Origin of the sequence: Pseudomonas sp. QD4, from assembly GCF_049199125.1 — a bacterium.
Taxonomy (GTDB): domain Bacteria; phylum Pseudomonadota; class Gammaproteobacteria; order Pseudomonadales; family Pseudomonadaceae; genus Aquipseudomonas.
On the sequence record NZ_JBLZOM010000014.1, the window covers coordinates 18,691 to 41,138 of the forward strand.

The window sequence follows — 22,448 nt, forward strand, 5'->3', positions numbered from 1 at the left end:
ATACGGGCCCGACAGGAAGTGCTGATGCGGGCCGATCTTCTGTGGTTTTATACGATGATAAAAATCAGCAACCATCGTTTTTAACGATGGATCAAACCGCTGCTCGGGAGACGCAATGCGCTTTTCACTGGATCAGTTGCAGATGTTCATACAGGCCGTGCACAGCGGCTCGTTCTCGGCCGCCGCGCGCAAGCTGGGCAAAACCCAATCGACGGTGAGTGCGGCGATTGCCAACCTGGAAACCGACCTCGGCGTGGAGCTGTTCGACCGCTCCAGCCGCACCCCGGTGTTGACCGCCGCCGGGCAGCGCATGCGGCTCCAGGCCGAAGCCGTGCTGGAGCGCTGCCTGACGTTGCAGGCCCACGCCGATTGCCTGTCGGAGGTGGTCGAGCCGAGCGTGGCCATCGCCATTGAAACGCCCTACACCGCCGTGATGCCGGTGCTGCGCGAGTTTGCCCAGGCGTTCCCGTTCGTCGACCTGATCATCCGCCACCCGATCGACGGCGACGTCAGCGAACTGGTGGCCAAGGGTGATGTGGGGCTGGGCATCGCCTTCTCCCAGCCGGGGTATCCCCAGGCCCTGCAATTTCAGCAACTGGGCAAGCTGATCATGCTGCACGTCTGCCACCCGCAACACGCCTTGGCACAACTGGACAGCGTGACCTTCGACGACTTGCACGTGCACCGGCGCCTGGCCTTCAGCGCCCACGCCGACAAGCTGCCCAGCAGCGAGTACCTGCACGCCACGGGGCTGTGGCAGGCAGAAAACTACCTGGCGCTGCTGGAAATGGTCCGCGCCGGGCTCGGCTGGGCCACCCTGCCCCGCCAGTTGATCCAGCGCGAACTGGCCAGCGGTGAGTTGGTGGAACTGCAATTGGGCGCCTACCCCCACACCGATTGGCTGGTGGGGGTCGACCTGCTCTGGGCCCGGCAGCGACGCATGGGCAAGGCCGAGCACTGGCTGAGGGAACGCCTGCTGAAGAACAAAGTGTCCGAGGTCGATCGCCAGGGCCAGTCGACCACCTGGTAGGCAACATGTGGACAAGGTTGAAGCGTTGCCAACCGGCATGGCATAAGCAAATATTGAAAAACCCTATAAAAAGCTTATATTTTCCATGAGCACTATCCAGTTGGACCCGCAAGGCTGTGAAACAACTGCTCAGATTGCACCGCGAACATCAGGTTCAAGTACGCGACGCCGTCAGCGCCCTGGCCGCTATGCCCGATGTGGGCCAGCTCACGGCATTAACCGATCACCGCTACACCTATCGCCTGCGCGTTGGACACTATCGCGTGCTGTTCGATTGGGACGACGCGATTCACGTGATCAGTATCCAACAGGTCAAAAGACGTGACGAACGCACCTACTGATATTCAGATCATCAACGACACGGACGGCAAGCCGGCGTTCGTGGTCATTCCCTATGCCCAGTACCTGGCCCGGTACAACAGCGCCGAGCCGATTCCCCATGATGTGGTCAGCCGTATCGTCGACGGCGCCACGCCGATCCGTGCCTGGCGCGAACACCTGCACCTGACCCAGGATGAAGTCGCCCAGCGCCTGGGCATTTCCCAGCCGGCCTTCGCCCAGCAGGAAAGCGTCGCCAAGCCGCGCCGCGCCACCCGCGAGAAAATTGCCCGGGTCTTTGGCATTCGCGCCGACCAGCTGGAGCTGTAAGCTGCACGCAATTAACGGATCAAAGGAACGCTCATGAGCATCTGTGGCATCGAAATCAAAGGCAGCGAAGCCATCTTCGCCATCGCCTCCCTGCAGGGCGACGCCCTGCAGCACGTGGCCATCGCCACCAAGAAAATCGCCCTCGAAGACGACGATGAAGCGGCCAACGTCAAAGCCTTTGCTGCCCAGGTGGCGGCCTTTGTCCGTGACAACGGCATCAGCCGCTTCGCCATCAAGAAGCGCAGCAAAAAAGGCGAATTCGCCGGCGGCCCGACCACCTTCAAGATCGAAGGCGTGTTTCAGCTGCTGGAAAACTGCGACGTGACCCTGCTCTCGCCGCAGACCATCAACGCGCAGAACAAGAAGCACAGCTTCGAGCTGCCAGGCACCCTCAACAAATACCAGCACGAGGCCTACAAAGCCGCCTGCACAAAACTCATGAGCCAAAAATAACGGGCCGCTTTAGCAAAAACACTTCAAGGAAAGAAAAATGACAGACAACATCAAAAAAAGCCGTATTACATGGACTACACTAAGCGGACTCGGCAACTCCAAAACAATTAAATCGATCAGTTTCTGGTTCATTGCAATTCCAATACTAGCGAAACTGACTGAAAAATTCCCATCAGAAATAAATATCGGAATCTTTCAAACACCAATAACATTAAACTGGGACATCCCATTCAGTTTAAAAGTTTTATATGCCGCAACCCTTCTATTCACTACTGCCAACGTTTTGTATTCTGTATATGCACCAAAAATAATAAAAGAATATAAAACCTTTGCTGACTTCAAAGAAAAAGAAGGCAGCTTCGAGTCATTAAAGCAAATGTTCGAAGAGCTACTGGAGCGTAGCTCCCCCGAGTATCAATCCACACTTATAAATGACTTTTTTGGCCACGTTACCAGTAACGAGGCCCATCTCAGCCACATCAGCAACCTTAGAAATAGATTTGATGCATGTACTGTAGTTACCGCAAATCATGCCGACGCATTCTCCAACATCAAGGGCGCCTTCGACGTTGAGCATGCCATTATCACAAACATCATCATGATATTTTATGCATTGGGCTTTGGTTGCCTAGCCATCCTGCTATTTCAAAACATCATGTATGTCTATTTCGGATAGCCAATACTTACTATCTTCCCCACATAACTTCAGCATTACTGAATGCACGACCTAGTATTCTTTAGACACAAGTCGCCAGTTTTCAATTAATCAAAGCTCGCCGATCCTCGCGCGGGCACTTGGCAAACCTGGCGCGGTAACTGCGGGTGAAGTAGGAAGGGGATTCAAAACCGCAGGCGATGCTGACTTCCAGCACGCTGAGGTCGGTCTGGCGCAGCAGTTGCCGCGCCTTATCCAGGCGCAGGCCGAGGTAGAAGTTGCTCGGTGTGTCGTTGAGGTGCAGGCGAAACAGGCGCTCCAGTTGCCTGCGGGTGACGTTGATTGATTCAGCCAGGGCCAGGGTGCTCAGCGGCGGTTCGCTGTGCTGTTCCATCTCGCCAATCACCTGCACCAGCTTCCGGTTACTGATGCCGTAGCGGCTGGCGACCTCCATGCGCTGGTGATCCTGGCGCGGGCGGATGCGGCCAAGCACGAACTGCTCGCTGACCTGGACCGCCAGCGGCGCGCCATGGGCCTGGCCAATCAGGTCGAGCATCATGTCGATGGACGCGGTGCCGCCCGCCGAGGTGATGCGCCGTCGGTCGATTTCGAACAGCTCCTGGGTCACCCACAGCTGTGGATAAGACTCCTTGAACGCCTCGATGGCTTCCCAATGCAGGGTCAGGCGATGGCCTTCCAGCAGGCCGGCTTCGGCCAGGACCACGCTGCCGGTATCGATCCCGCCCAACGTCACGCCTTCCAGGTCGAGACGGCGCAACCAGTGCACCAGAGGCGCGGTCAGCGACTTCAACGGCTCGAAACCGGCCACCACCCACAGCGTTGCGCCCTTTTTCAAGGGTTCCAGCGCCGCATCGGCATTGACCGACATGCCATTGCTGGCCAGCACCGCCCCGCCGTCTGCACTCAGCACGTGCCAGCGATACAGCTCGCCGCGAAAGCGGTTGGCCACCCGCAGCGGCTCGATGGCGGAAATAAAGCCAATGGCGGAGAAGCCCGGCATCAGCAGAAAGTAAAACTCTTGGGACATGAAACGCACTCGCAAGACGGGTGGCGTGGGGGCCTGTGATACGCCAATTGCCGGCCCCCGACAAGGGTCCAGGTCGCTGCAGTGCAAGAGCGGGTCGCCGCTGTGCGCTTTCCCTGGGCAGCAGCTGCGTACCTTGGCATTACCGGCGCACAAAGACCCCGGAACCCACAATAACGACCTGCCGAGGGAACCTCCATGAAACGACTGATCAGCAGCTGTGTTCTTGCACTCAGCGGTACCGCTTTCCTGAGTTCCGGCGCCATTGCCGCGGACGCCGCCAGTTGCCAGAACGTGCGCCTGGGCGTGGTCAACTGGACCGACGTCATCGCCACCAGCGCCATGACCCAAGTGCTGCTCGACGGCCTCGGCTACAAGACCAAACAGACCAGCGCGTCCCAGCAAATCATCTTCGCCGGCATCCGCGACCAGCGCCTGGATCTGTTCCTCGGCTACTGGAACCCGCTGATGACCCAGACCATCGCCCCCTTCGTCGAGGCCAAGCAGGTCAAGGTCCTGGCCGAACCCAGCCTCAAGGACGCCCGCGCGACCCTGGCGGTGCCCACTTACCTGGCGGACAAGGGGCTGAAAACCTTCGCCGACATCGCCCGTTTCGAAAAAGAGCTGGGCGGCAAGATCTACGGCATCGAGCCCGGCTCGGGGGCCAATACCCAGATCAAGGACATGATTGCCAAGAATCAGTTCGGCCTCGGCAAGTTCCAACTGGTGGAGTCCAGTGAAGCCGGGATGCTGTCGGCGGTGACCCGCGCGGTGAAACGCAACGAAGCCATCGTCTTCTTCGGCTGGGCGCCGCACCCGATGAACGTCAACCAGAAGATGACCTACCTCAGCGGCAGCGACGATGCCCTGGGCCCGAACGAAGGCATGGCCACGGTCTGGACCGTGACCGCGCCGAACTACGCCGAACAATGCCCGAACGTCAGCCGGCTGCTGAGCAACCTGACCTTCAGCGCCGAAGACGAGAGCCGCATGATGCAACCGCTGCTCGACCACAAGGACGCCCTGGAGTCGGCCAAGCAATGGCTCAAGGACCATCCGCAGGACCAGCAACGCTGGCTTGAAGGCGTCACCACCTTCGATGGCAAGCCCGCCGACCAGCACCTGCAACTGACCAGCCAATAACCCCGATGCCCCGCTGCCTCGCAGCCGCTTCCCGGCTGCGAACGGCAGCGTCACGCCCAAACATCACGCCTGCAAGGAACCCGCACCATGAACCACGACGTCATCATCACCTGCGCACTCACCGGTGCTGGCGACACGACCGCCAGGAGCCCCCACGTCCCGGTCACCCCCAAGCAGATCGCCGCCGCGGCGGTGGAAGCGGCCAAGGCCGGCGCTACCGTGGTCCATTGCCACGTGCGCGACCCACAGAGCGGCAAGTTCAGCCGTGACGTGGCGCTGTACCGCGAAGTCATGGAGCGCATTCGCGAGGCGGACATCGACATCATCGTCAACCTCACCGCCGGCATGGGCGGCGACCTGGAGATCGGCGCCGGGGAAAACCCCATGGAGTTCGGCCCTAACACCGACCTGGTGGGCCCACTGACGCGCCTGGCCCACGTCGAGGCGCTGCTGCCGGAAATCTGCACCCTGGACTGCGGCACCCTGAACTTCGGCGACGGCGACACCATTTACGTTTCCACCCCGGCGCAGCTGCGGGCCGGCGCCAGGCGCATCCAGGAACTGGGGGTGAAGGCCGAACTGGAAATCTTCGACACCGGGCACCTGTGGTTCGCCAAGCAGATGATCAAGGAAGGCCTGCTGGACAACCCGCTGTTCCAGCTGTGCCTGGGCATCCCCTGGGGCGCCCCGGCCGACACCACCACCATGAAGGCCATGGTCGACAACCTGCCGGCCGATGCGGTGTGGGCCGGTTTCGGCATCGGCCGCATGCAAATGCCGATGGCCGCGCAGGCGGTGTTGCTGGGCGGCAATGTGCGGGTCGGGCTGGAGGACAACCTCTGGCTGGACAAAGGCGTGCTGGCGACCAACGGCCAACTGGTGGAGCGCGCCACGCAAATCCTCAGCCGCCTCGGCGCACGGGTCCTGACCCCGGCCGAAGGGCGGGCCAAGATGGGCCTGACCCAGCGCCGCTGACCCGCCTCCCGACAAAACCGGCTTGCACAGCCCCTCGCACCCTTTTTTCAGGAATTTGCCATGCGATTTATCACCGACATCAAAACCTTCGCCGCCCTGGGCAGCGGTGTCATCGGCAGCGGCTGGGTGGCTCGCGCCCTGGCCCACGGCCTGGACGTGGTGGCCTGGGACCCGGCCCCCGGCGCCGAAGCAGCCCTGCGGCAACGGGTGGCCAATGCCTGGGGCGCCCTGGAGCAACAAGGCCTGGCACCGGGCGCCGCGCAACAGCGCCTGCGTTTTGTCGCCACCATTGAGGAGTGCGTGAAGGACGCCGACTTCATCCAGGAAAGCGCCCCGGAGCGCCTGGAGCTGAAGTTGCAGCTGCATAGCCAGATCAGCGCCGCAGCCAAGCCCGATGCACTGATCGGCTCCAGCACCTCGGGGCTGCTGCCCAGCGAATTCTACGAAGGCGCGACCCACCCGGAACGCTGCGTGGTCGGCCACCCCTTCAACCCGGTGTACCTGCTGCCGCTGGTGGAAGTGGTGGGCGGCAAACACACTGCGCCCGAGGCGGTGCAGGCGGCAATACGGGTCTATGAATCCCTGGGCATGCGCCCGCTGCATGTGCGCAAGGAGGTCCCGGGATTTATCGCCGACCGCCTGTTGGAAGCCCTGTGGCGCGAGGCGCTGCACCTGGTCAATGACGGCGTGGCCACCACGGGTGAAATCGACGACGCGATCCGCTTCGGCGCCGGCCTGCGCTGGTCGTTCATGGGCACCTTCCTCACCTATACCCTGGCGGGTGGCGATGCCGGCATGCGCCACTTCATGGCCCAGTTCGGGCCGGCGCTGCAACTGCCCTGGACCTACCTGCCCGCCCCGCCACTGACCGACAAGTTGATTGACAACGTGGTGCAAGGCACCAGTGAGCAGTTGGGCGAACGCAGCATTTCGGCCCTGGAGCGCTATCGTGATGATTGCCTGCTGGCGGTACTCGATGCGGTCAAGACCACCAAGGCCAAGCACGGCATGAACTTCAGCGACTGACCCGACGTGGCGAGGCCGCTGCGCCTCGCCCGATTTTCTTCGCCCCCTGGAACCCAGCCCATGCCCGCACTGCTCACCTACAGCACCCCCGTCCTGCCTGAGTGGGTCGACTACAACGGCCATCTGCGCGACGCCTTTTACCTGCTGATTTTCAGCTACGCCACCGACGCCCTGATGGACCGCCTGGGCCTGGACAGCGAGAACCGCGAAACCAGCGGCCACTCGCTGTTCACCCTGGAGCTGCATCTGAATTACCTGCATGAAGTGAAACTCGGCACCCAGGTCGAGGTGCACACCCAACTGATCGCTCACGATCGCAAACGCCTGCACCTCTACCACAGCCTGCATCAGGTCGGTGACCCGCAGATGCTGGCCGGCAACGAGCAGATGCTGCTGCATGTCGACCTGGCCGGCCCACGCTCGACACCGTTCAGCGAGGCTGTACTGGAACGCCTGCAAGCCATTGCTGCCGAGCAGTTGGAACTGCCGGCCCCGGCGTATCTGGGGCGGGTCATGGCCTTGCCGGCGGAAAAATGAACCCGGGCACCGAATTGCCCGACGCTCGAGCAGCGCCTTTTCGCGCAGACAAAAAAAGCCCCGATCAAGCCGTGACAGGATCGAGGCAGGGAGTGCTTTGCCAAGGAGCTGTAGTAAGAGGGTGACCAAACCGTCGTGACATCAGCTGGGGTTCAGTCTGCCTGCTCGGCCCTGGCGCTGGTTAGCTGAATGCGACCTGTTCATAGGTAAATGGGCCACTGGGCGACCTTCAGACGTCCTCGGTATACAGCACCACCGTCACATAGAAATAGCCGATCTTGTGCCACCGCTCCCGGCGGTTATGGGGCGTCTCTTCGGACCCCATGCTGAGTTGATAGGTGCGGCCGGCTCTTCGATCCAGGTAGTAGGTCATACGCGTTGTTTCCCAGCCACAGCAGACAAACTTCAAGTAATTTGTCTCCCCCGAGATGAGCCGCAAATAGCTCTCCACCTCTTGGGCATGTCGGCCTTCGACGCGATAGGTCGCGGTCAGCGGCGCGCCTTGCTGCTGCGGCGTGTATTTACACTCGACAAACTCGAGGACCTGGGGTGGATCGGCGCTGGCCCGAAGAAAGTCGGCACACTCCGGAGCAGCCCAGGCTCCGCTGGAAAACAGCCACAACACACCGGCCAGGGTCCCTCTGAACAGCACTTTCATCGACTACAGCTCCTTGGTTTCCAAGTGGGCGGCCGTCCCTGTCGAACACCGACCGCCGGCGCAGAATACCTTGGGCGCCAGGACCGGTGATGAGTTATCTGCGACGCAGGCGGCGCCCTGGAAAGCAGGCCCGGGGACTGCACTTAGTCGAAAACGACCTGTTCATAGGTAAACGGGCCATGGCGACGATTTGCCCTTGCCGACTCCCGGGCGGCCTACCAGAATCGATCCACCACCCCGCTCCCTGAATAAGGATAAGAGTCATGATGCACGCGGATCTGATTGATCAGGATGACCTGCTCGGCCAACTCCGGGCCCTGGGTTTCGAGATGCCGGCTGGCGCCACCGCCGACCAGGCGTGTGAGTACGCGGTGCGCGGCTTGAGCGATGCGCGGGTCCGGGCGCTCAAGGGCATGGTCGAGCAGATGCTGACCGGCAACGCGACCATTCTTCCGGCCGTGCGCCAGGCCATCGACCAACAGTTGCTGCCGGCCCTGGCCCAGTACCGCAACAGCCACGCCTGAGCCGTCGCCGGCAAAGGATCCCAGGGTGTAGAGTGCGGGTCCTTTCAGCCCTCTGGAACCCGCCCCATGCCGCGAATCGAACCCTGTCAGTCAGCCCGACAATCGGGCTGGCTAGAGTTGCGCCAGGCGCTCTGGCCGGACAGTTCGCGCCAGGAGCACCTGGACGAAATCACTGATTTGCTGAGTGACCCGCGGCGCTATATCAACCTGCTCGCTTACACCGCCGATGGCCAACCCGCAGGCCTGGCCGAAGCCTCGCTGCGCCGCGATTACGTGAATGGCACCGAACATTCGCCGGTGGTGTTTCTGGAAGGCTTGTATGTGGTCGCCGAACAGCGGCGCCAGGGGATTGCCGAGCAATTGATCGAAGCCGTCGCCCAATGGGGACGGGATCAGGGCTGCGGGGAAATGGCGTCGGATACCGGCCTGGAAAACCTGTTGAGCCAGACCGTGCACAAGGCGCTCGGTTTCGAGGAAACCGAGCGCGTCGTGTACTTCAAGAAAACGCTGTGACTACAGGCGCACGCTGGCGAATGTCGACTCGTTGCGCGCCTGGCTCAGGGCCGACAGCGGGCCCGAGAGTGGCGCCAGCACCAGCGCCTGCGGAATTGGCATCATCGCCACTTGCTGGGTGGTGTTGGAACCGACGCGCTCATCCCGTGGCGGAATGCCGAAGTATTCGCGGTAGCACTTGGAGAAATGCGGCGTGGAGACAAAACCGCAGACCGACGCCACTTCGATGATCGACATCGGCGTCTGCTTGAGCAGTTGCCGGGCGCGGATCAGCCGCAGCTTGAGGTAATAGCGCGACGGCGAACAGTGCAGGTACTTCTGGAACAGCCGCTCCAGCTGACGCCGCGAAACAGCGACGTACACTGCCAGTTCGTCGAGATCGATCGGCTCTTCGAGGTTGGCTTCCATCAACGCAACGATTTCCTGGAGCTTCGGCTGGTTGGTGCCGAGCATGTGCTTGAGCGGCACGCGCTGGTGATCCTGCTCGTTGCGGATGCGTTCGTAGACGAACATTTCCGAGATCGCGGCGGACAGTTCACGGCCGTGATCGCGGCTGATCAAGTGCAGCATCATGTCCAGCGGCGCGGTGCCACCGGAGCTGGTGAAGCGGTTGCGATCGAGGGTAAACAGGCGGGTGCTCATGGCGACCCGGGGAAAGGCTTCCTGCATCGACGCCAGGCATTCCCAGTGCACGCTGCAATCGAAACCGTCGAGCAGGCCGGCGCACGCCAGGGCCCAGCTGCCGGTGCACACGGCACCCAGGCGTCGTGACTGGCGGGCCTGGCTTTGCAGCCAGGACACGTGTTCACGGGTTACGGTGCGCTGGATACCAATGCCGCCGCAGACAATCACGGTGTCGAGGACGGGCGCTTTGTGCATGGAGGCGTCGGGGGTGATCTGCAGGCCATCGCTGGCCCAGACTTGCCCGCCATCGACGCTGAGGGTGGTCCAGCGATACAGCTCGCGACCGGACAGCTGGTTGGCCATGCGCAGCGGTTCGACTGCGGAGGCCAGGGAAATCAGCGTGAAATTGTCCAGCAGCAAAAAGCCGATGGATTGAGGCGCACGGTTCTGGGGTTGAGCCCCGGAGTTGAACGACGTCATCGCGGTATCTCCTCACACAAAGCGGGTGATGGCCTCAGGCGGAGGCTCTTGTTATTGCCATCATTCTCTTGCAGAGAAGGGCTTTGTCATGACAGAGCAATTGCCATGCCTAAAGTTGAATGGCCATTCAATAACTCCTGAAAACGACATGACGGGGTGTCTATATAAGCCACGCGCGCAGTGGGGGTTATAAGCACCAGCAATTGCCCCCAGCGCCCTCGCCCGGGGCCTGTGAGCAGTTCGGTAGCACTTGTGGGAACAGCGTCGCGGGGCGCTGGCGGGGAGTGTCACCGCAAGCACGGGTGACAGGCGGTCAGGGCCGGATTGGATTCCGGCCCCGGGAAAGGGGCTTATCTGTTTGCGACGCGCTAAAAGGTGGCGCGGTGTAGGTGGCGTGTTCCTTTAGCGCGCAGCGGCGAGCGGCGGAAAAATGAGCACGTGCCTGACTCAGCACTCCACCGCACTCACCGCCAGGCCACCGCGCGAGGTCTCCTTGTATTTGTCGTGCATGTCGGCGCCGGTATCGCGCATGGTGCGGATCACCCGGTCCAGGGAGATAAAGTGCTGGCCGTCGCCGCGCAGGGCCATTTGCGCGGCATTGATCGCCTTGACCGCGGCAATCGCGTTGCGCTCGATGCACGGCACCTGCACCAGGCCGCCGACCGGGTCGCAGGTCAGGCCGAGGTTGTGCTCCAGGCCGATTTCAGCGGCGTTGCACAATTGCTCCGGGGTCGCGCCGAGGATCTCCGCCAACCCGGCCGCCGCCATGGCGCAGGCCGAACCGACTTCGCCCTGGCAACCGACTTCGGCCCCCGAGATCGACGCATTCTTTTTACAGAGGATGCCCACCGCCGCCGCGCCGAGGAAATAGTCGACCACGTTGGCCTCGGTCACCACCTCGCTGAACTTCATAAAGTAGTGCAGCACCGCCGGGATGATCCCGGCCGCGCCGTTGGTGGGTGCGGTGACCATGCGCCCGCCGGCAGCGTTCTCTTCGTTGACCGCCAGGGCGAACAGGTTGACCCACTCCATGGCCGACAGGGTCGAGCCAATGACGTTGGGCTTGTTCAGTTCCTGCAAGCTGCGGTGCAGGCGCGCCGCACGCCGCCGCACATTCAGCCCGCCGGGCAGGATGCCTTCGTGCTTGAGGCCCTGCTCGACGCAGTCCTGCATGGCCCGCCAGAGGGTCAGCAGGCCACTGCGAATTTCCTCCTCGGAGCGCCAGACTTTTTCATTGGCCATCATCAGTTCCGCGACCCGCAGGTTGTGGGTCTGGCACAGGCTCAGCAGCTCCACCGCGCTGGAGAAGTCGTAGGGCAATTCGGTGCGATCGAGGTCGACCACGCCGCTGCTGGCCTGGGCCTGGTCGACGACAAACCCACCGCCGACCGAATAGTAGGTGTCGCGATGCACCTCGGCGTTTGCGCCGATCGCGACCAGGGTCATGGCATTGGGGTGGAACGGCAGGTTTTCGTCGATCAGCTGCATGTCCCGGGCCCAGATAAAGGGGATCGGCAGGCGGCCGTCCAGCAGCAGGGTCTGGGTTTCACGCAGCCGGTCGATGCGCGGACCGATCTGCGACGGGTCGATCGCGTCCGGCCACTCGCCCATCAGGCCCATGATCACCGCGTTGTCGCTGCCGTGGCCGATACCGGTGGCCGACAGCGAACCAAAGAGTTGCACCTCGACCCGCTGCACCTGCTCCAGTAGCTGCTTTTCCCTGAGCGATTGCACGAACAAGGCGGCGGCGCGCATGGGGCCGACGGTGTGGGAACTGGAAGGACCGATGCCGATTTTGAACAGGTCGAAAACACTGATAGCCATGACAGCAAAACTCCTCGAATGAGCACACTCCGGGCGGCGCGGCGCCCGCTGACGGAGCTGCTACGCTCAAGCTGCAATCCGCCGAGATGGGCGCATCATCAGGCTTTTTCCACGGTGCTCGACGTCTGACACCGACTCACCCATGCCCAGCAACGCCGCAACCCGATAACCAAGGGTTTTGGCCGCTTTTTGCGGTGCAGAGCGGCAAAAAGTCCTGAAAAAAGCTGTAAACGACCTCACTGACACTGGATGCGACCCTCCCTGTACTGGATACGACGCACCCTGTAGGCGTCAGATTTTCACTGGTACATGATCAGTCTCGACTCGATTGCAAGGCACCGTGGCACAGCTGTCCCACGCGCCCCAACCGCCACGCTTATAAGTGCGGTAAGAACGCCGCCAAAAAGAAGACACCCAGGAGTCCCCCCCGATGAAAGGTTCCCCCTCGTTGTTGTTGGCCGCCATGCTGAGTCTGCCGCTTCTGGCACAAGCCGCAGAACCGGCGCAATGCAGTACCGTTAACTTCTCCGATGTTGGCTGGACCGACATCACCGTGACCACCGCCACCACCAGCGTGGTTCTCGATGCACTGGGCTACAAAACCAAGACCACGATGATTTCCGTACCGGTGACCTACAAGTCCCTGGCCGACGGCAAGAACATGGACGTGTTCCTCGGCAACTGGATGCCGACCATGGAAAACGACATCAAGGCCTACCGTGATGCCGGCACCGTCGACACCCTGCGCGCCAACCTGGAGAACGCCAAGTACACCCTGGCGGTCCCGGAAGAGCTGTACAACAAGGGGCTCAAGGATTTCGCCGACATCGCCAAATTCAAGAAGGAGCTGGACGGCAAGATCTACGGGATCGAGCCCGGCAACGACGGCAATCGCCTGATCCAGAGCATGATCGACAAGAACGCCTTCGGCCTCAAGGACGCCGGGTTCAAGGTGGTCGAGTCCAGCGAAGCCGGCATGCTGTCCCAGGTCGATCGTGCCCAGCGGCGCAACACCGCCGTGGTATTCCTGGGCTGGGAACCGCACCCGATGAACACCCGTTTCAAGATGAAGTACCTCACCGGGGGTGACGAGTTCTTCGGCCCCAACTTCGGCCAGGCCACCATCTACACCAACACGCGCAAGGGTTACGCCCAGGAATGCAGCAACGTCGGCCAGTTGCTGAAGAACCTCTCGTTCACTCTGAACATGGAAAGCACCCTGATGGGCAACGTGCTGGACGACAAAATGAAGCCGGATGTGGCCGCCAAGGCCTGGCTGAAAAACAACCCGCAAGTGCTGGATACCTGGCTCGCCGGGGTCACCACCATTGATGGCAAACCCGGCCTTGAGGCGGTCAAGGCCAAGCTTGCACAGGCTGCTAACTAAGTCACTCGCTTACGCCGGGCGGGCCAGTTCCGCCCGGGCTGTTTTTTCCTTGCATGCGGACGTTCACTACCATGCTGACTGATCATAAAATCCCTCTAGGCCAGTACATCGCTGCCTTCGTTGAATGGTTGACGCAACACGGCGCCAGCACATTCGATGCGATCGCCACGACCCTGGAAACGATGATCCACGGCGTGACGTTTGCGCTGACCTGGTTCAACCCGCTGGCATTGATCGGGCTGATCGCCTTGCTCGCGCACGTCATTCAACGCAAATGGGGCCTGACCGCCTTTGTAGTGCTGTCGTTTCTGCTGATCCTGAACCTGGGCTACTGGCAGGAAACCATGGAAACCCTGGCCCAGGTGCTGTTCGCCACCCTGGTCTGCGTGGTCATCGGCGTGCCGTTGGGCATCGTCGCCGCGCACAAGCCGATGTTCTACACCATGATGCGTCCGGTACTCGATCTGATGCAGACCGTACCGACCTTCGTCTACCTCATTCCTACCCTGACCCTGTTCGGTCTGGGGGTGGTGCCCGGGCTGATTTCCACGGTGGTGTTCGCGATTGCCGCGCCGATCCGCCTGACCTACCTGGGTATCCGCGATGTCCCGCAAGAGCTGATGGACGCCGGCAAGGCCTTTGGCTGCTCGCGTCGCCAGTTGCTGTCGCGTATCGAATTGCCCCACGCCATGCCGAGCATCGCCGCCGGGATCACCCAGTGCATCATGCTCTCGCTGTCGATGGTGGTGATCGCCGCCCTGGTCGGCGCCGATGGCCTGGGCAAGCCGGTGGTCAACGCACTCAACACCGCCGATATCGCCTTGGGCTTCGAAGCCGGGCTGGCCATTGTGCTGCTGGCGATCATGCTCGACCGGATCTGCAAACAACCCGACGCCAAAGTAGGGAGCGACGCATGAGCATTATTCGCTTCGATAACGTAGACGTTATCTTCTCCAAAGATCCCCGCGAGGCCCTGAAACTGCTGGACCAGGGCATGACCCGCAACGAGATCCTGAAAAAGACCGGCCAGATCGTCGGCGTGGAAAAAGCCAGCCTCGATGTGGAAAAAGGCGAGATCTGCGTGCTGATGGGTCTCTCCGGCTCCGGCAAATCCAGCTTGCTGCGCTGCATCAACGGCTTGAACACCGTCAGCCGTGGGCACCTGTTCGTCGAGCACGAAGGCAAACAGATCGACATCGCCGCCTGCACCGCCGCCGAACTGAAGATGATGCGCACCAAGCGCATCGCCATGGTGTTCCAGAAGTTCGCCCTGATGCCCTGGCTGACGGTGCGCGAGAACATCAGCTTCGGCCTGGAAATGCAGGGCCGCCCGGAAAAGGAACGGCGCAAGCTGGTGGAGGAAAAGCTCGAGCTGGTGGGCCTGACCCAATGGCGCAATAAGAAGCCCGATGAGCTCTCCGGCGGCATGCAACAGCGTGTGGGCCTGGCCCGCGCCCTGGCGATGGACGCCGATATCCTACTGATGGACGAACCCTTCTCGGCCCTCGACCCGCTGATTCGCCAGGGCCTGCAGGACGAGTTGCTGGAACTGCAACGCAAGCTGAGCAAGACCATCGTCTTCGTCAGCCACGACCTCGACGAAGCGCTGAAGCTGGGCAGCCGCATCGCCATCATGAAAGACGGGCGGATCATCCAGTACAGCAAGCCGGAGCAGATCGTGCTCAACCCAGCCGACGACTATGTGCGTACGTTCGTTGCCCACACCAACCCGCTGAACGTGCTCTGCGGGCGCAGCCTGATGCGCACCCTGGACAACTGCAAACGCATCAACGGTTCGGTATGCCTCGATCCGGGCGGCGACTCCTGGCTCGACCTGGCCGAAGGCAACACCATCAAGGGCGCACGCCAGAACGGCGCCAGCCTCGACCTGCAGAACTGGGCACCCGGCCAGGCGGTGGAAGGCCTGGAACGCCGGCCGACCCTGGTGGACTCCAATATCGGCATGCGCGATGCCTTGCAGATCCGCTACCAGACCGGCAACAAACTGGTGCTGCACGACAACAACAAAGTGGTGGGGATCCTTGGCGACAGCGAGCTCTACCATGCGTTGCTGGGCAAGAACCTGGGGTAATCCCCCGGACATGAAAACGCCGCGAGGATCGCGGCGTTTTCATTGATGCAGCACTGAGTGTGTGTGGCGAGGGAGCTTGCTCCCGTTCGGGCGTCCGGCGTTCCGGGGCGAAGCAGCCGTAAAGCCCGGCTCCGCGATCCGACTGCTGGAGCCCGATTGCAGTCATCGGGGTGGCGGTGCCACCCAGCTGGAGCAAGCGCCCTCGCCACAGGCTCACACCGCCCTTTTCAACCCTCAGCTATAGACACGGCCAAGGAGCTGCCGATGGCTTTCAAACTGATCGAGCACGTCCCGGGTGATCTGCTCCGGGGTGAAGCCCATCAGGTCGTATTCCTGGCTGCCGTTGTGCAGGTAAACCTCGGCGCGGTAGTAGCGCGTGCGCTCTTCCTCGGCCTCGGTGGACTCGCTCGGCGTGGCCAGGTAGCCATCCAGGCTTACCTCGTAGACAAACGGGTTGCCCTCTTCCATCTCGATCCGCACGCCCATGCAGCGCTTGGATTTGCCCAGCAGGGTCTGCACGTCCAGACCTTGAGCACGCAGCAATTGCGCGGCTTCTTCCAGGGCCGGGGTGACTTTCTTGTCCATGAACCGCTGGACCACCGACTGGGTCGGTTGCAGGTCCAGGGCGGTCAGGCGCTCGCTGAAGCCACGACGCCCACGTTCCGCCAGTTGCGCCTGCTCCTGTTCGATCTGCACGTCCTGGCGCATGGCCTTGTGCAAGCCGAACATGAAGAAGATCAGCACCACCGAGAACGGCAGCCCCGCCAGCACCACCATGGTTTGCATGGCTTCGAAGTTGCCGGCGAACAGCAGGCCGATGGTCACCAGGGTGATCACCGCCGACCAGAAGATCCGCAGCCAGTGCGGCGCGTCTTCGTCAACATTGCCGCCTTTGCAGGACAGGTTGGCCATCATCACCGCGCCGGAGTCGGCCGGGGTCAGGAACAGCACGAAGCCGACGAAAATCGATACACCGATCACCACCTTCGACGCCGGGTAATGCTCAAGCAATTGGTAGATGGCCATGGACGGCTGTTCCAGCGCCGTCTTTCCAAGCTCCACCGCCCCATGGTTCATCACCAGGTCCAGGGCCGAGTTACCGAAGATCGACAGCCACGCCAGGGTAAAGCCCAGGGGAATCAGCAATACGCCCGCCACCAGTTCACGCACCGTACGGCCACGGGAAATACGCGCGATGAACATGCCGACAAAAGGTGCCCAGGAAATCCACCAGGCCCAGTAGAACAGAGTCCACAGGCCCAGCCAGCGATCGGATTTGGCGCTGTCGCCCTCATACACATAGAGGTCGAAGGTTTTCAGCACCACGCCGTTGAGGTAGTCGCCGATGTTCTGCACAAAGCCGTTGAGCAGGTGCAGGGTCGGGCCGAACAACAGCACGAAAATCAGCAGGCCGCTGAACAGCACGATGTTCAGGTTGGACAGGCGGCGGATGCCGTTTTCCACACCCGATACCGCGGCGATGGTGGCCACGGTGCTCATGACGATGATCACGATCAGCAGGTTGGTGTTGCTGTGCTCCATGCCGAACAGGTTTTCCAACCCCGAGGACACCTGCATCGAGCCGATACCCAGGTTGGTCACCAGGCCCAGCAGGGTCACGAACATGCCGAAGCCATCCACCGCGTGGCCCGCCGCGCCCTTGACCCAACGCTCGCCCACCAGCGGATACAGCGCCGAACGCAAGGCCAGCGGCTGGTTGTGCCGGTACGCAAAATAGGCCACGGCCAGCCCGACCAGGGCATAGATCGCCCAGCCATGCAGGCCCCAGTGGAGGAATGTCAGCTGCACCGCCTGGCGCGCGGCCAGGTTGCTGCCGGCGACACCCTCGGGCGGGTTGAAGTAGTGATCCAGCGGCTCGGACGCACCGAAGTACAGCAGCGAGATGCCGATACCGGAGGAAAACAGCATGCCGGCCCAAGCGCCGTAGCTGAAATCCGGGGTGTCGTCCTTGCTGCCCAGCTTGAGCTTGCCATAGGACGAAAATGCCAGGCCCACCACGAACACCAGGTAGGCGGCGATCACCACCATGTAGTACCAGCCGAAGCTGCGGGACAGCCAGGCCTGGGCAATGCCCAGCATGCTGCCGGCCTCTTTCGGGGCGATGATCAGAATGGCGGTCAACAGCAGAATCAGCGCGGTAGAGGTGTAAAACACCCAACCGTTGACCCGCACCTTCTCTGGTGGGGTCTTTATAAGGGAGGCAGAACTCATGGCACAGATGCTCCAGGCAGTGCGAGAGAAGAACGCAAGGCAACGCGATACCCGACCAATCGGTTAGTTGGCAGCCGACCGGCGGGTGATATAAAGACACCCCGAAAAAAAACCGAAACCGCAGAAGTCACATTGAGCACCGGTATCCAAGGCTTGCCACGAGCTGTTCGTTCGTCACTGGCCCCAAGAGCGTCCCGCCCCGTCAACACGTCCTTTCCAGCCGGTTCTTGCCATGCCACCTGTCAGTTTTGGAGCTATTTCGGAGGTCGTTTTTCCGCCCTCTACACGCAGGAAAAACCTGTAGGCAGCGACGATTTGTCGCAGATCTTATTCTTTGTTGATTGAACGTTCAATCAAAACAAAATAGACTGGCCCCTACGCCGGTAGCCGTTCTACGTCTGCCGGCAGGCCTAAGGAGAGGTGCAAGATGCCCAAGGTCGGTATGCAACCCATACGCCGCCAGCAATTGATCGAAGCCACGTTACAGGCCGTCGATCAGGTCGGAATGGGGGACGCCAGCATTGCGCTGATCGCCCGTTTGGCCGGTGTCTCGAACGGCATCATCAGTCACTACTTTCAGGACAAGAACGGCCTGATTGCCGCCACCATGCGGTACCTGATGAACGCCCTGATAGAGAACGTCACCGAGCGTCGTCAGGCGCTGACAGATGACAGCCCGCGGGCCCATCTGCAGGTGATTATCGAAGGCAACTTCGACGCCAGCCAGGTCAATGGCCCGGCAATGAAAACCTGGCTGGCCTTCTGGGCCACCAGCATGCACCACCCGTCTTTGCACAGGTTGCAGCGGATCAACGATCACCGTCTGTATTCCAACCTGTGTTGCCAGTTCCGCCGTGTCCTGCCGCTGGATGAAGCACGCAGCGCAGCACGAGGCCTGGCAGCCCTGATCGACGGTTTGTGGTTGCGCGGCGCGCTGTCCGGAGACGCCTTCGACACCGCACAGGCGCAACAGATCGCTTACGAATACATGGATTTCCAATTGGCTAAGCAGGAGCGCTAGAGCACACAGAGACGCTCGGCCCCCTGAACTGCCGCTGACCCGCGATGCCCAAGCTACAAGGCCCGCCCAGCGGTTAACGCCAACCACTTATGCACTTGCGAGGACTATATGGCCCGTTTCGAACTGCAAAAACTCTACATCGACGGCGGTTATACCGACGCCAGCAGCGACGCCACCTTCGAAGCCATCAACCCGGCTAACGGTGAAGTCCTCGCACAAGTGCAGCGTGCGACCAAGGACGACGTCGAGCGCGCCGTGGTCAGCGCCGAAAAGGGCCAGAAAATCTGGGCCGCCATGACCGCCATGGAGCGTTCGCGCATCCTGCGTCGCGCCGTCGAGATCCTGCGTGAGCGCAACGACGAACTGGCCGCCCTGGAAACCCTGGACACCGGCAAATCGTTCTCCGAAACCAAATACGTCGACATCGTCACCGGCGCCGACGTGCTGGAATACTACGCCGGCCTGGTGCCCGCCATCGAAGGCGAGCAGATCCCGCTGCGTACCACCTCTTTCGTCTACACCCGTCGCGAGCCCCTGGGCGTCGTGGCCGGTATCGGCGCCTGGAACTACCCGATCCAGATCGCCCTGTGGAAATCCGCTCCAGCCCTGGCGGCCGGCAACGCGATGATCTTCAAGCCAAGTGAAGTCACCTCCCTGACCACCCTGAAACTGGCCGAGATCTACACCGAAGCCGGCCTGCCGGACGGTGTGTTCAACGTCCTGACCGGCAGCGGCCGTGAAGTCGGCACCTGGCTGACCGAGCACCCGCGCATCGAGAAAATCTCCTTCACCGGCGGCACCGACACCGGCAAGAAAGTCATGGCCAGCGCCTCCAGCTCCTCGCTGAAAGACGTGACCATGGAACTGGGTGGCAAGTCGCCGCTGATCATTTTCGACGACGCCGACCTCGATCGCGCCGCCGACACCGCGATGATGGCCAACTTCTACAGCTCCGGTCAGGTCTGCACCAACGGCACTCGGGTGTTCGTACCGAGCCACCTGAAAGCCGCTTTCGAAGCCAAGATCGTCGAGCGCGTTGCACGCATCCGCATCGGCAACCCGGAAGATGAAAACACCAACTTCGGCCCGCTGGTCAGCTTCGCCCACATGGAAAGCGTGCTCGGCTACATCGCCAAGGGTAAGGAAGAAGGGGCTCGCGTCCTGTGCGGCGGCGAGCGTCTGACCCAGGGTGACCTGGCCAAGGGCGCGTTCGTGGCGCCAACCGTCTTCACTGACTGCACCGACGAGATGACCATCGTCCGCGAAGAAATCTTCGGCCCGGTGATGAGCATCCTGACCTACGAAACTGAAGAAGAAGTCATCCGTCGTGCCAACGACACCGACTTCGGCCTCGCTGCCGGCCTGGTCACCAAAGACCTGAACCGCGCCCACCGCGTGATTCATCAGCTTGAAGCCGGTATCTGCTGGATCAACGCCTGGGGCGAATCCGACGCGAAGATGCCGGTTGGCGGCTACAAGCAATCCGGTGTGGGCCGTGAGAACGGCATCAGCTCGCTGAATAACTTCACCCGCATCAAATCGGTACAGGTTGAGCTGGGCGATTACGCCTCGGTGTTCTAAGACCCGATCGAGCCTGGCATGGCCCCCGCGGCGAGGGAGCTTGCTCCCATCGGGCTGCGAAGCAGCCCCATTCCAGGCACCGCCGTTCTTTCAGACCGAACTCGAGCGCTGACTTTGCGACTGCTGCGCAGTCGAACGGGAGCAAGCTCCCTCGCCACAAAAGCAGCCTGAACCAACTTTTACGAGGGTGCATTTATGTCCCAAGAATATGACTACATCATTGTGGGTGCCGGCTCCGCCGGTAATACCCTGGCGACCCGTCTGACTGAAGACGAAGGCGTCACCGTGCTGCTGCTCGAAGCAGGCGGCCCGGACTACCGTTTCGATTTCCGTACGCAAATGCCGGCCGCCCTGGCGTTCCCGCTGCAAGGCCGACGCTACAACTGGGCCTACGAGACCGATCCGGAGCCGCACATGGACGGCCGCCGGATGGAATGCGGTCGCGGCAAGGGCCTGGGTGGCTCGTCGCTGATCAACGGCATGTGCTACATCCGCGGCAACGCGATGGACTATGACAACTGGGCGAAACTGCCAGGTCTGGAAGACTGGGATTACCTCAACTGCCTGCCGTACTTCCGCAAGGCCGAAACCCGCGACATCGGGCCCAACGACTACCACGGTGGCGATGGCCCGGTCAGCGTGACCACGCCCAAGGCCGGCAATAACCCGCTGTTCCACGCCATGGTCGAAGCCGGCGTGCAGGCGGGTTACCCGCGTACCGAAGACTTGAACGGCTACCAGCAGGAAGGCTTCGGTCCGATGGACCGCACCGTCACGCCTAAAGGCCGTCGTGCCAGCACCGCTCGCGGTTACCTGGACACCGCCAAAAAGCGCTCGACCCTGACCATCGTCACCCACGCCCTGACCGACAAAGTGCTGTTTGACGGCAAGCGCGCGGTGGGCGTGCGTTACCTGATCGGCGCCGCCGAAGAGCGCGTTGAAGCCCGCGCCCGCAAGGAAGTGCTGGTGTGCAGCGGCGCCATCGCCTCGCCGCAAATCCTCCAGCGCTCCGGCGTCGGCCCGGCCAAGCTCCTGGAAAGCCTCGACATCCCGGTGGTGCACGACCTGCCGGGCGTCGGCGAAAACCTGCAAGACCACCTCGAGCTTTACCTGCAGTACGCCTGCACCCAACCGGTGTCGCTGTACCCTTCGCTGCTCTGGTACAACCAGCCGGCCATCGGTGCCGAGTGGCTGTTCAACGGCACTGGCATCGGCGCCAGCAACCAGTTCGAAGCGGGCGGTTTTATCCGTACCCGTGAAGAATTCGATTGGCCGAACATCCAGTACCACTTCCTGCCGGTAGCGATTAACTACAACGGCAGCAACGGTGTGAAAGAGCACGGTTTCCAGGCGCACATGGGCTCCATGCGTTCGCCAAGCCGTGGCCGGATCCAGCTCAAGTCGAAGAACCCGCGCGAGTACCCAAGCATCCTCTTCAACTACATGGCCACCGAGCAGGACTGGCAGGAATTCCGCGACGGCATCCGCCTGACCCGGGAAATCATGCAACAGCCTGCACTGGATGCGTTCCGTGGCCGGGAAATCAGCCCGGGCATCGACGTCCAGACCGACGAGCAACTGGATAAATTCATCCGCGAGCACGCCGAAACCGCGTTCCACCCGTCCTGCTCGTGCAAGATGGGCACCGACGAGATGGCCGTGGTCGATGGCGAAGGTCGTGTGCATGGCATGCAGGGCCTGCGGGTGGTCGATGCGTCGATCATGCCGATCATCACCACCGGCAACCTCAACGCGCCGACGATCATGATCGCCGAGAAAATCGCCGACAAGATCCGTGGCCGCCAGCCTCTGCCACGCAGCACCGCCGACTACTTCGTGGCCGGCGACGCCCCGGTACGTGGCAAGCCGCTGCGTGACGTGAGCCGCACCGCGCAGTAAAACAGCCTGGCGCCCCCCCCCACCGGCCGCCCCCACCCCGGGGCCCCCCGAGCCGCCCCCCCCCCCCCCCCCCCCCATTCCCCCCCCGGGGGCAGGCAGAA

The 22,448-nt window shown here is 61.8% G+C and carries 22 protein-coding genes; 17 read left to right on the forward strand and 5 right to left on the reverse strand.

Annotated elements, in window-relative coordinates; translation table 11 throughout:
• The first annotated feature begins 115 nt into the window (after positions 1 to 115).
• The 5 genes from ACOZJV_RS34310 to ACOZJV_RS34330 all read left to right on the forward strand — a co-directional run bounded on the left by ACOZJV_RS34310 (position 116) and on the right by ACOZJV_RS34330 (position 2,807).
• Positions 116 to 1,030 carry a LysR family transcriptional regulator gene (locus ACOZJV_RS34310; RefSeq protein ID WP_421549578.1) on the forward strand — a complete coding sequence of 305 codons (915 nt, stop codon included), beginning with the start codon at positions 116 to 118 and terminating at the stop codon, positions 1,028 to 1,030.
• Positions 1,031 to 1,146: 116 nt separating this feature from the next.
• A complete protein-coding gene (locus ACOZJV_RS34315; RefSeq protein WP_421549579.1) occupies positions 1,147 to 1,371 on the forward strand; it encodes a type II toxin-antitoxin system RelE family toxin in 225 nt (74 codons plus the stop codon).
• Positions 1,352 to 1,678: a helix-turn-helix domain-containing protein gene (locus ACOZJV_RS34320; protein ID WP_421549580.1), complete on the forward strand. Its 327-nt coding sequence runs from the start codon at positions 1,352 to 1,354 to the stop codon at positions 1,676 to 1,678. Before ACOZJV_RS34315 ends, ACOZJV_RS34320 begins: the two co-directional genes overlap by 20 nt.
• A 33-nt stretch (positions 1,679 to 1,711) precedes the next feature.
• On the forward strand, positions 1,712 to 2,131 hold the full coding sequence (locus ACOZJV_RS34325; protein ID WP_421549581.1) for a DUF3010 family protein: 420 nt from the start codon (positions 1,712 to 1,714) through the stop codon (positions 2,129 to 2,131).
• A 37-nt stretch (positions 2,132 to 2,168) separates the two neighbouring features.
• The gene (locus ACOZJV_RS34330) at positions 2,169 to 2,807 is read left to right on the forward strand and encodes a hypothetical protein (RefSeq protein WP_421549582.1); all 639 of its coding nucleotides are present in this window, start codon (positions 2,169 to 2,171) and stop codon (positions 2,805 to 2,807) included.
• Positions 2,808 to 2,889: 82 nt separating this feature from the next.
• On the opposite strand, the gene ACOZJV_RS34335 is transcribed toward ACOZJV_RS34330, so the two are convergent.
• Positions 2,890 to 3,834 (reverse strand): GlxA family transcriptional regulator, encoded by a 945-nt coding sequence (locus ACOZJV_RS34335; RefSeq protein WP_421549583.1) that lies wholly within the window; start codon positions 3,832 to 3,834, stop codon positions 2,890 to 2,892.
• A gap of 195 nt (positions 3,835 to 4,029) precedes the next feature.
• On the opposite strand from ACOZJV_RS34335, the gene ACOZJV_RS34340 reads away from it, so the two are divergent.
• The 4 genes from ACOZJV_RS34340 to ACOZJV_RS34355 all read left to right on the forward strand — a co-directional run bounded on the left by ACOZJV_RS34340 (position 4,030) and on the right by ACOZJV_RS34355 (position 7,512).
• Positions 4,030 to 4,974 carry a choline ABC transporter substrate-binding protein gene (locus tag ACOZJV_RS34340; protein WP_421549584.1) on the forward strand — a complete coding sequence of 315 codons (945 nt, stop codon included), beginning with the start codon at positions 4,030 to 4,032 and terminating at the stop codon, positions 4,972 to 4,974.
• Positions 4,975 to 5,061: 87 nt separating this feature from the next.
• Positions 5,062 to 5,949, forward strand: a complete 888-nt coding sequence (locus tag ACOZJV_RS34345; protein WP_201128360.1) for a 3-keto-5-aminohexanoate cleavage protein — start codon at positions 5,062 to 5,064, stop codon at positions 5,947 to 5,949.
• Positions 5,950 to 6,009: 60 nt separating this feature from the next.
• Positions 6,010 to 6,975, forward strand: coding sequence for an L-carnitine dehydrogenase (locus ACOZJV_RS34350; protein WP_421549585.1), 966 nt, complete (start codon positions 6,010 to 6,012; stop codon positions 6,973 to 6,975).
• A 60-nt stretch (positions 6,976 to 7,035) separates the two neighbouring features.
• Positions 7,036 to 7,512, forward strand: coding sequence for a thioesterase family protein (locus tag ACOZJV_RS34355; protein ID WP_421549586.1), 477 nt, complete (start codon positions 7,036 to 7,038; stop codon positions 7,510 to 7,512).
• Between the two features lie 229 nt (positions 7,513 to 7,741).
• Here ACOZJV_RS34355 and ACOZJV_RS34360 read toward each other — a convergent pair whose 3' ends face one another.
• On the reverse strand, positions 7,742 to 8,170 hold the full coding sequence (locus tag ACOZJV_RS34360) for a DUF4952 domain-containing protein (protein WP_201128366.1): 429 nt from the start codon (positions 8,168 to 8,170) through the stop codon (positions 7,742 to 7,744).
• 263 nt (positions 8,171 to 8,433) lie between these two features.
• Here ACOZJV_RS34360 and ACOZJV_RS34365 point away from each other — a divergent pair, with 263 nt between their 5' ends.
• Complete coding sequence (locus ACOZJV_RS34365; protein ID WP_078472775.1) at positions 8,434 to 8,694, forward strand: hypothetical protein; 261 nt, start codon at positions 8,434 to 8,436, stop codon at positions 8,692 to 8,694.
• Positions 8,695 to 8,760: 66 nt separating this feature from the next.
• On the forward strand, positions 8,761 to 9,207 hold the full coding sequence (gene aac(6'), locus ACOZJV_RS34370; RefSeq protein ID WP_421549587.1) for an aminoglycoside 6'-N-acetyltransferase: 447 nt from the start codon (positions 8,761 to 8,763) through the stop codon (positions 9,205 to 9,207).
• Here aac(6') and ACOZJV_RS34375 read toward each other — a convergent pair whose 3' ends face one another.
• The gene (locus ACOZJV_RS34375; RefSeq protein ID WP_020295353.1) at positions 9,208 to 10,311 is read right to left on the reverse strand and encodes a GlxA family transcriptional regulator; all 1,104 of its coding nucleotides are present in this window, start codon (positions 10,309 to 10,311) and stop codon (positions 9,208 to 9,210) included.
• Between the two features lie 447 nt (positions 10,312 to 10,758).
• Complete coding sequence (locus tag ACOZJV_RS34380) at positions 10,759 to 12,135, reverse strand: L-serine ammonia-lyase (RefSeq protein WP_078472773.1); 1,377 nt, start codon at positions 12,133 to 12,135, stop codon at positions 10,759 to 10,761.
• Positions 12,136 to 12,565: 430 nt separating this feature from the next.
• Here ACOZJV_RS34380 and ACOZJV_RS34385 point away from each other — a divergent pair, with 430 nt between their 5' ends.
• The 3 genes from ACOZJV_RS34385 (at position 12,566) to choV (ending at position 15,614) form a co-directional block, all read left to right on the forward strand.
• Positions 12,566 to 13,522, forward strand: coding sequence for a choline ABC transporter substrate-binding protein (locus tag ACOZJV_RS34385; RefSeq protein WP_078472772.1), 957 nt, complete (start codon positions 12,566 to 12,568; stop codon positions 13,520 to 13,522).
• A 71-nt stretch (positions 13,523 to 13,593) separates the two neighbouring features.
• Positions 13,594 to 14,439 (forward strand): choline ABC transporter permease subunit, encoded by an 846-nt coding sequence (gene choW, locus ACOZJV_RS34390; RefSeq protein WP_020295350.1) that lies wholly within the window; start codon positions 13,594 to 13,596, stop codon positions 14,437 to 14,439.
• Positions 14,436 to 15,614: a choline ABC transporter ATP-binding protein gene (gene choV, locus ACOZJV_RS34395; RefSeq protein ID WP_078472771.1), complete on the forward strand. Its 1,179-nt coding sequence runs from the start codon at positions 14,436 to 14,438 to the stop codon at positions 15,612 to 15,614. The genes choW and choV overlap by 4 nt, the downstream gene beginning before the upstream one ends.
• A 234-nt stretch (positions 15,615 to 15,848) precedes the next feature.
• Here choV and ACOZJV_RS34400 read toward each other — a convergent pair whose 3' ends face one another.
• Positions 15,849 to 17,789 carry a BCCT family transporter gene (locus ACOZJV_RS34400; protein ID WP_342032588.1) on the reverse strand — a complete coding sequence of 647 codons (1,941 nt, stop codon included), beginning with the start codon at positions 17,787 to 17,789 and terminating at the stop codon, positions 15,849 to 15,851.
• A gap of 484 nt (positions 17,790 to 18,273) precedes the next feature.
• Between ACOZJV_RS34400 and betI the strand changes: the two genes are divergently transcribed.
• The 3 genes from betI (at position 18,274) to betA (ending at position 22,347) form a co-directional block, all read left to right on the forward strand.
• Positions 18,274 to 18,867 carry a transcriptional regulator BetI gene (betI, locus tag ACOZJV_RS34405; protein WP_078472769.1) on the forward strand — a complete coding sequence of 198 codons (594 nt, stop codon included), beginning with the start codon at positions 18,274 to 18,276 and terminating at the stop codon, positions 18,865 to 18,867.
• Positions 18,868 to 18,975: 108 nt separating this feature from the next.
• Positions 18,976 to 20,448, forward strand: coding sequence for a betaine-aldehyde dehydrogenase (gene betB / locus ACOZJV_RS34410; protein WP_078472768.1), 1,473 nt, complete (start codon positions 18,976 to 18,978; stop codon positions 20,446 to 20,448).
• A gap of 195 nt (positions 20,449 to 20,643) precedes the next feature.
• Complete coding sequence (gene betA / locus ACOZJV_RS34415) at positions 20,644 to 22,347, forward strand: choline dehydrogenase (RefSeq protein WP_421549588.1); 1,704 nt, start codon at positions 20,644 to 20,646, stop codon at positions 22,345 to 22,347.
• Positions 22,348 to 22,448: the final 101 nt, after the last annotated feature.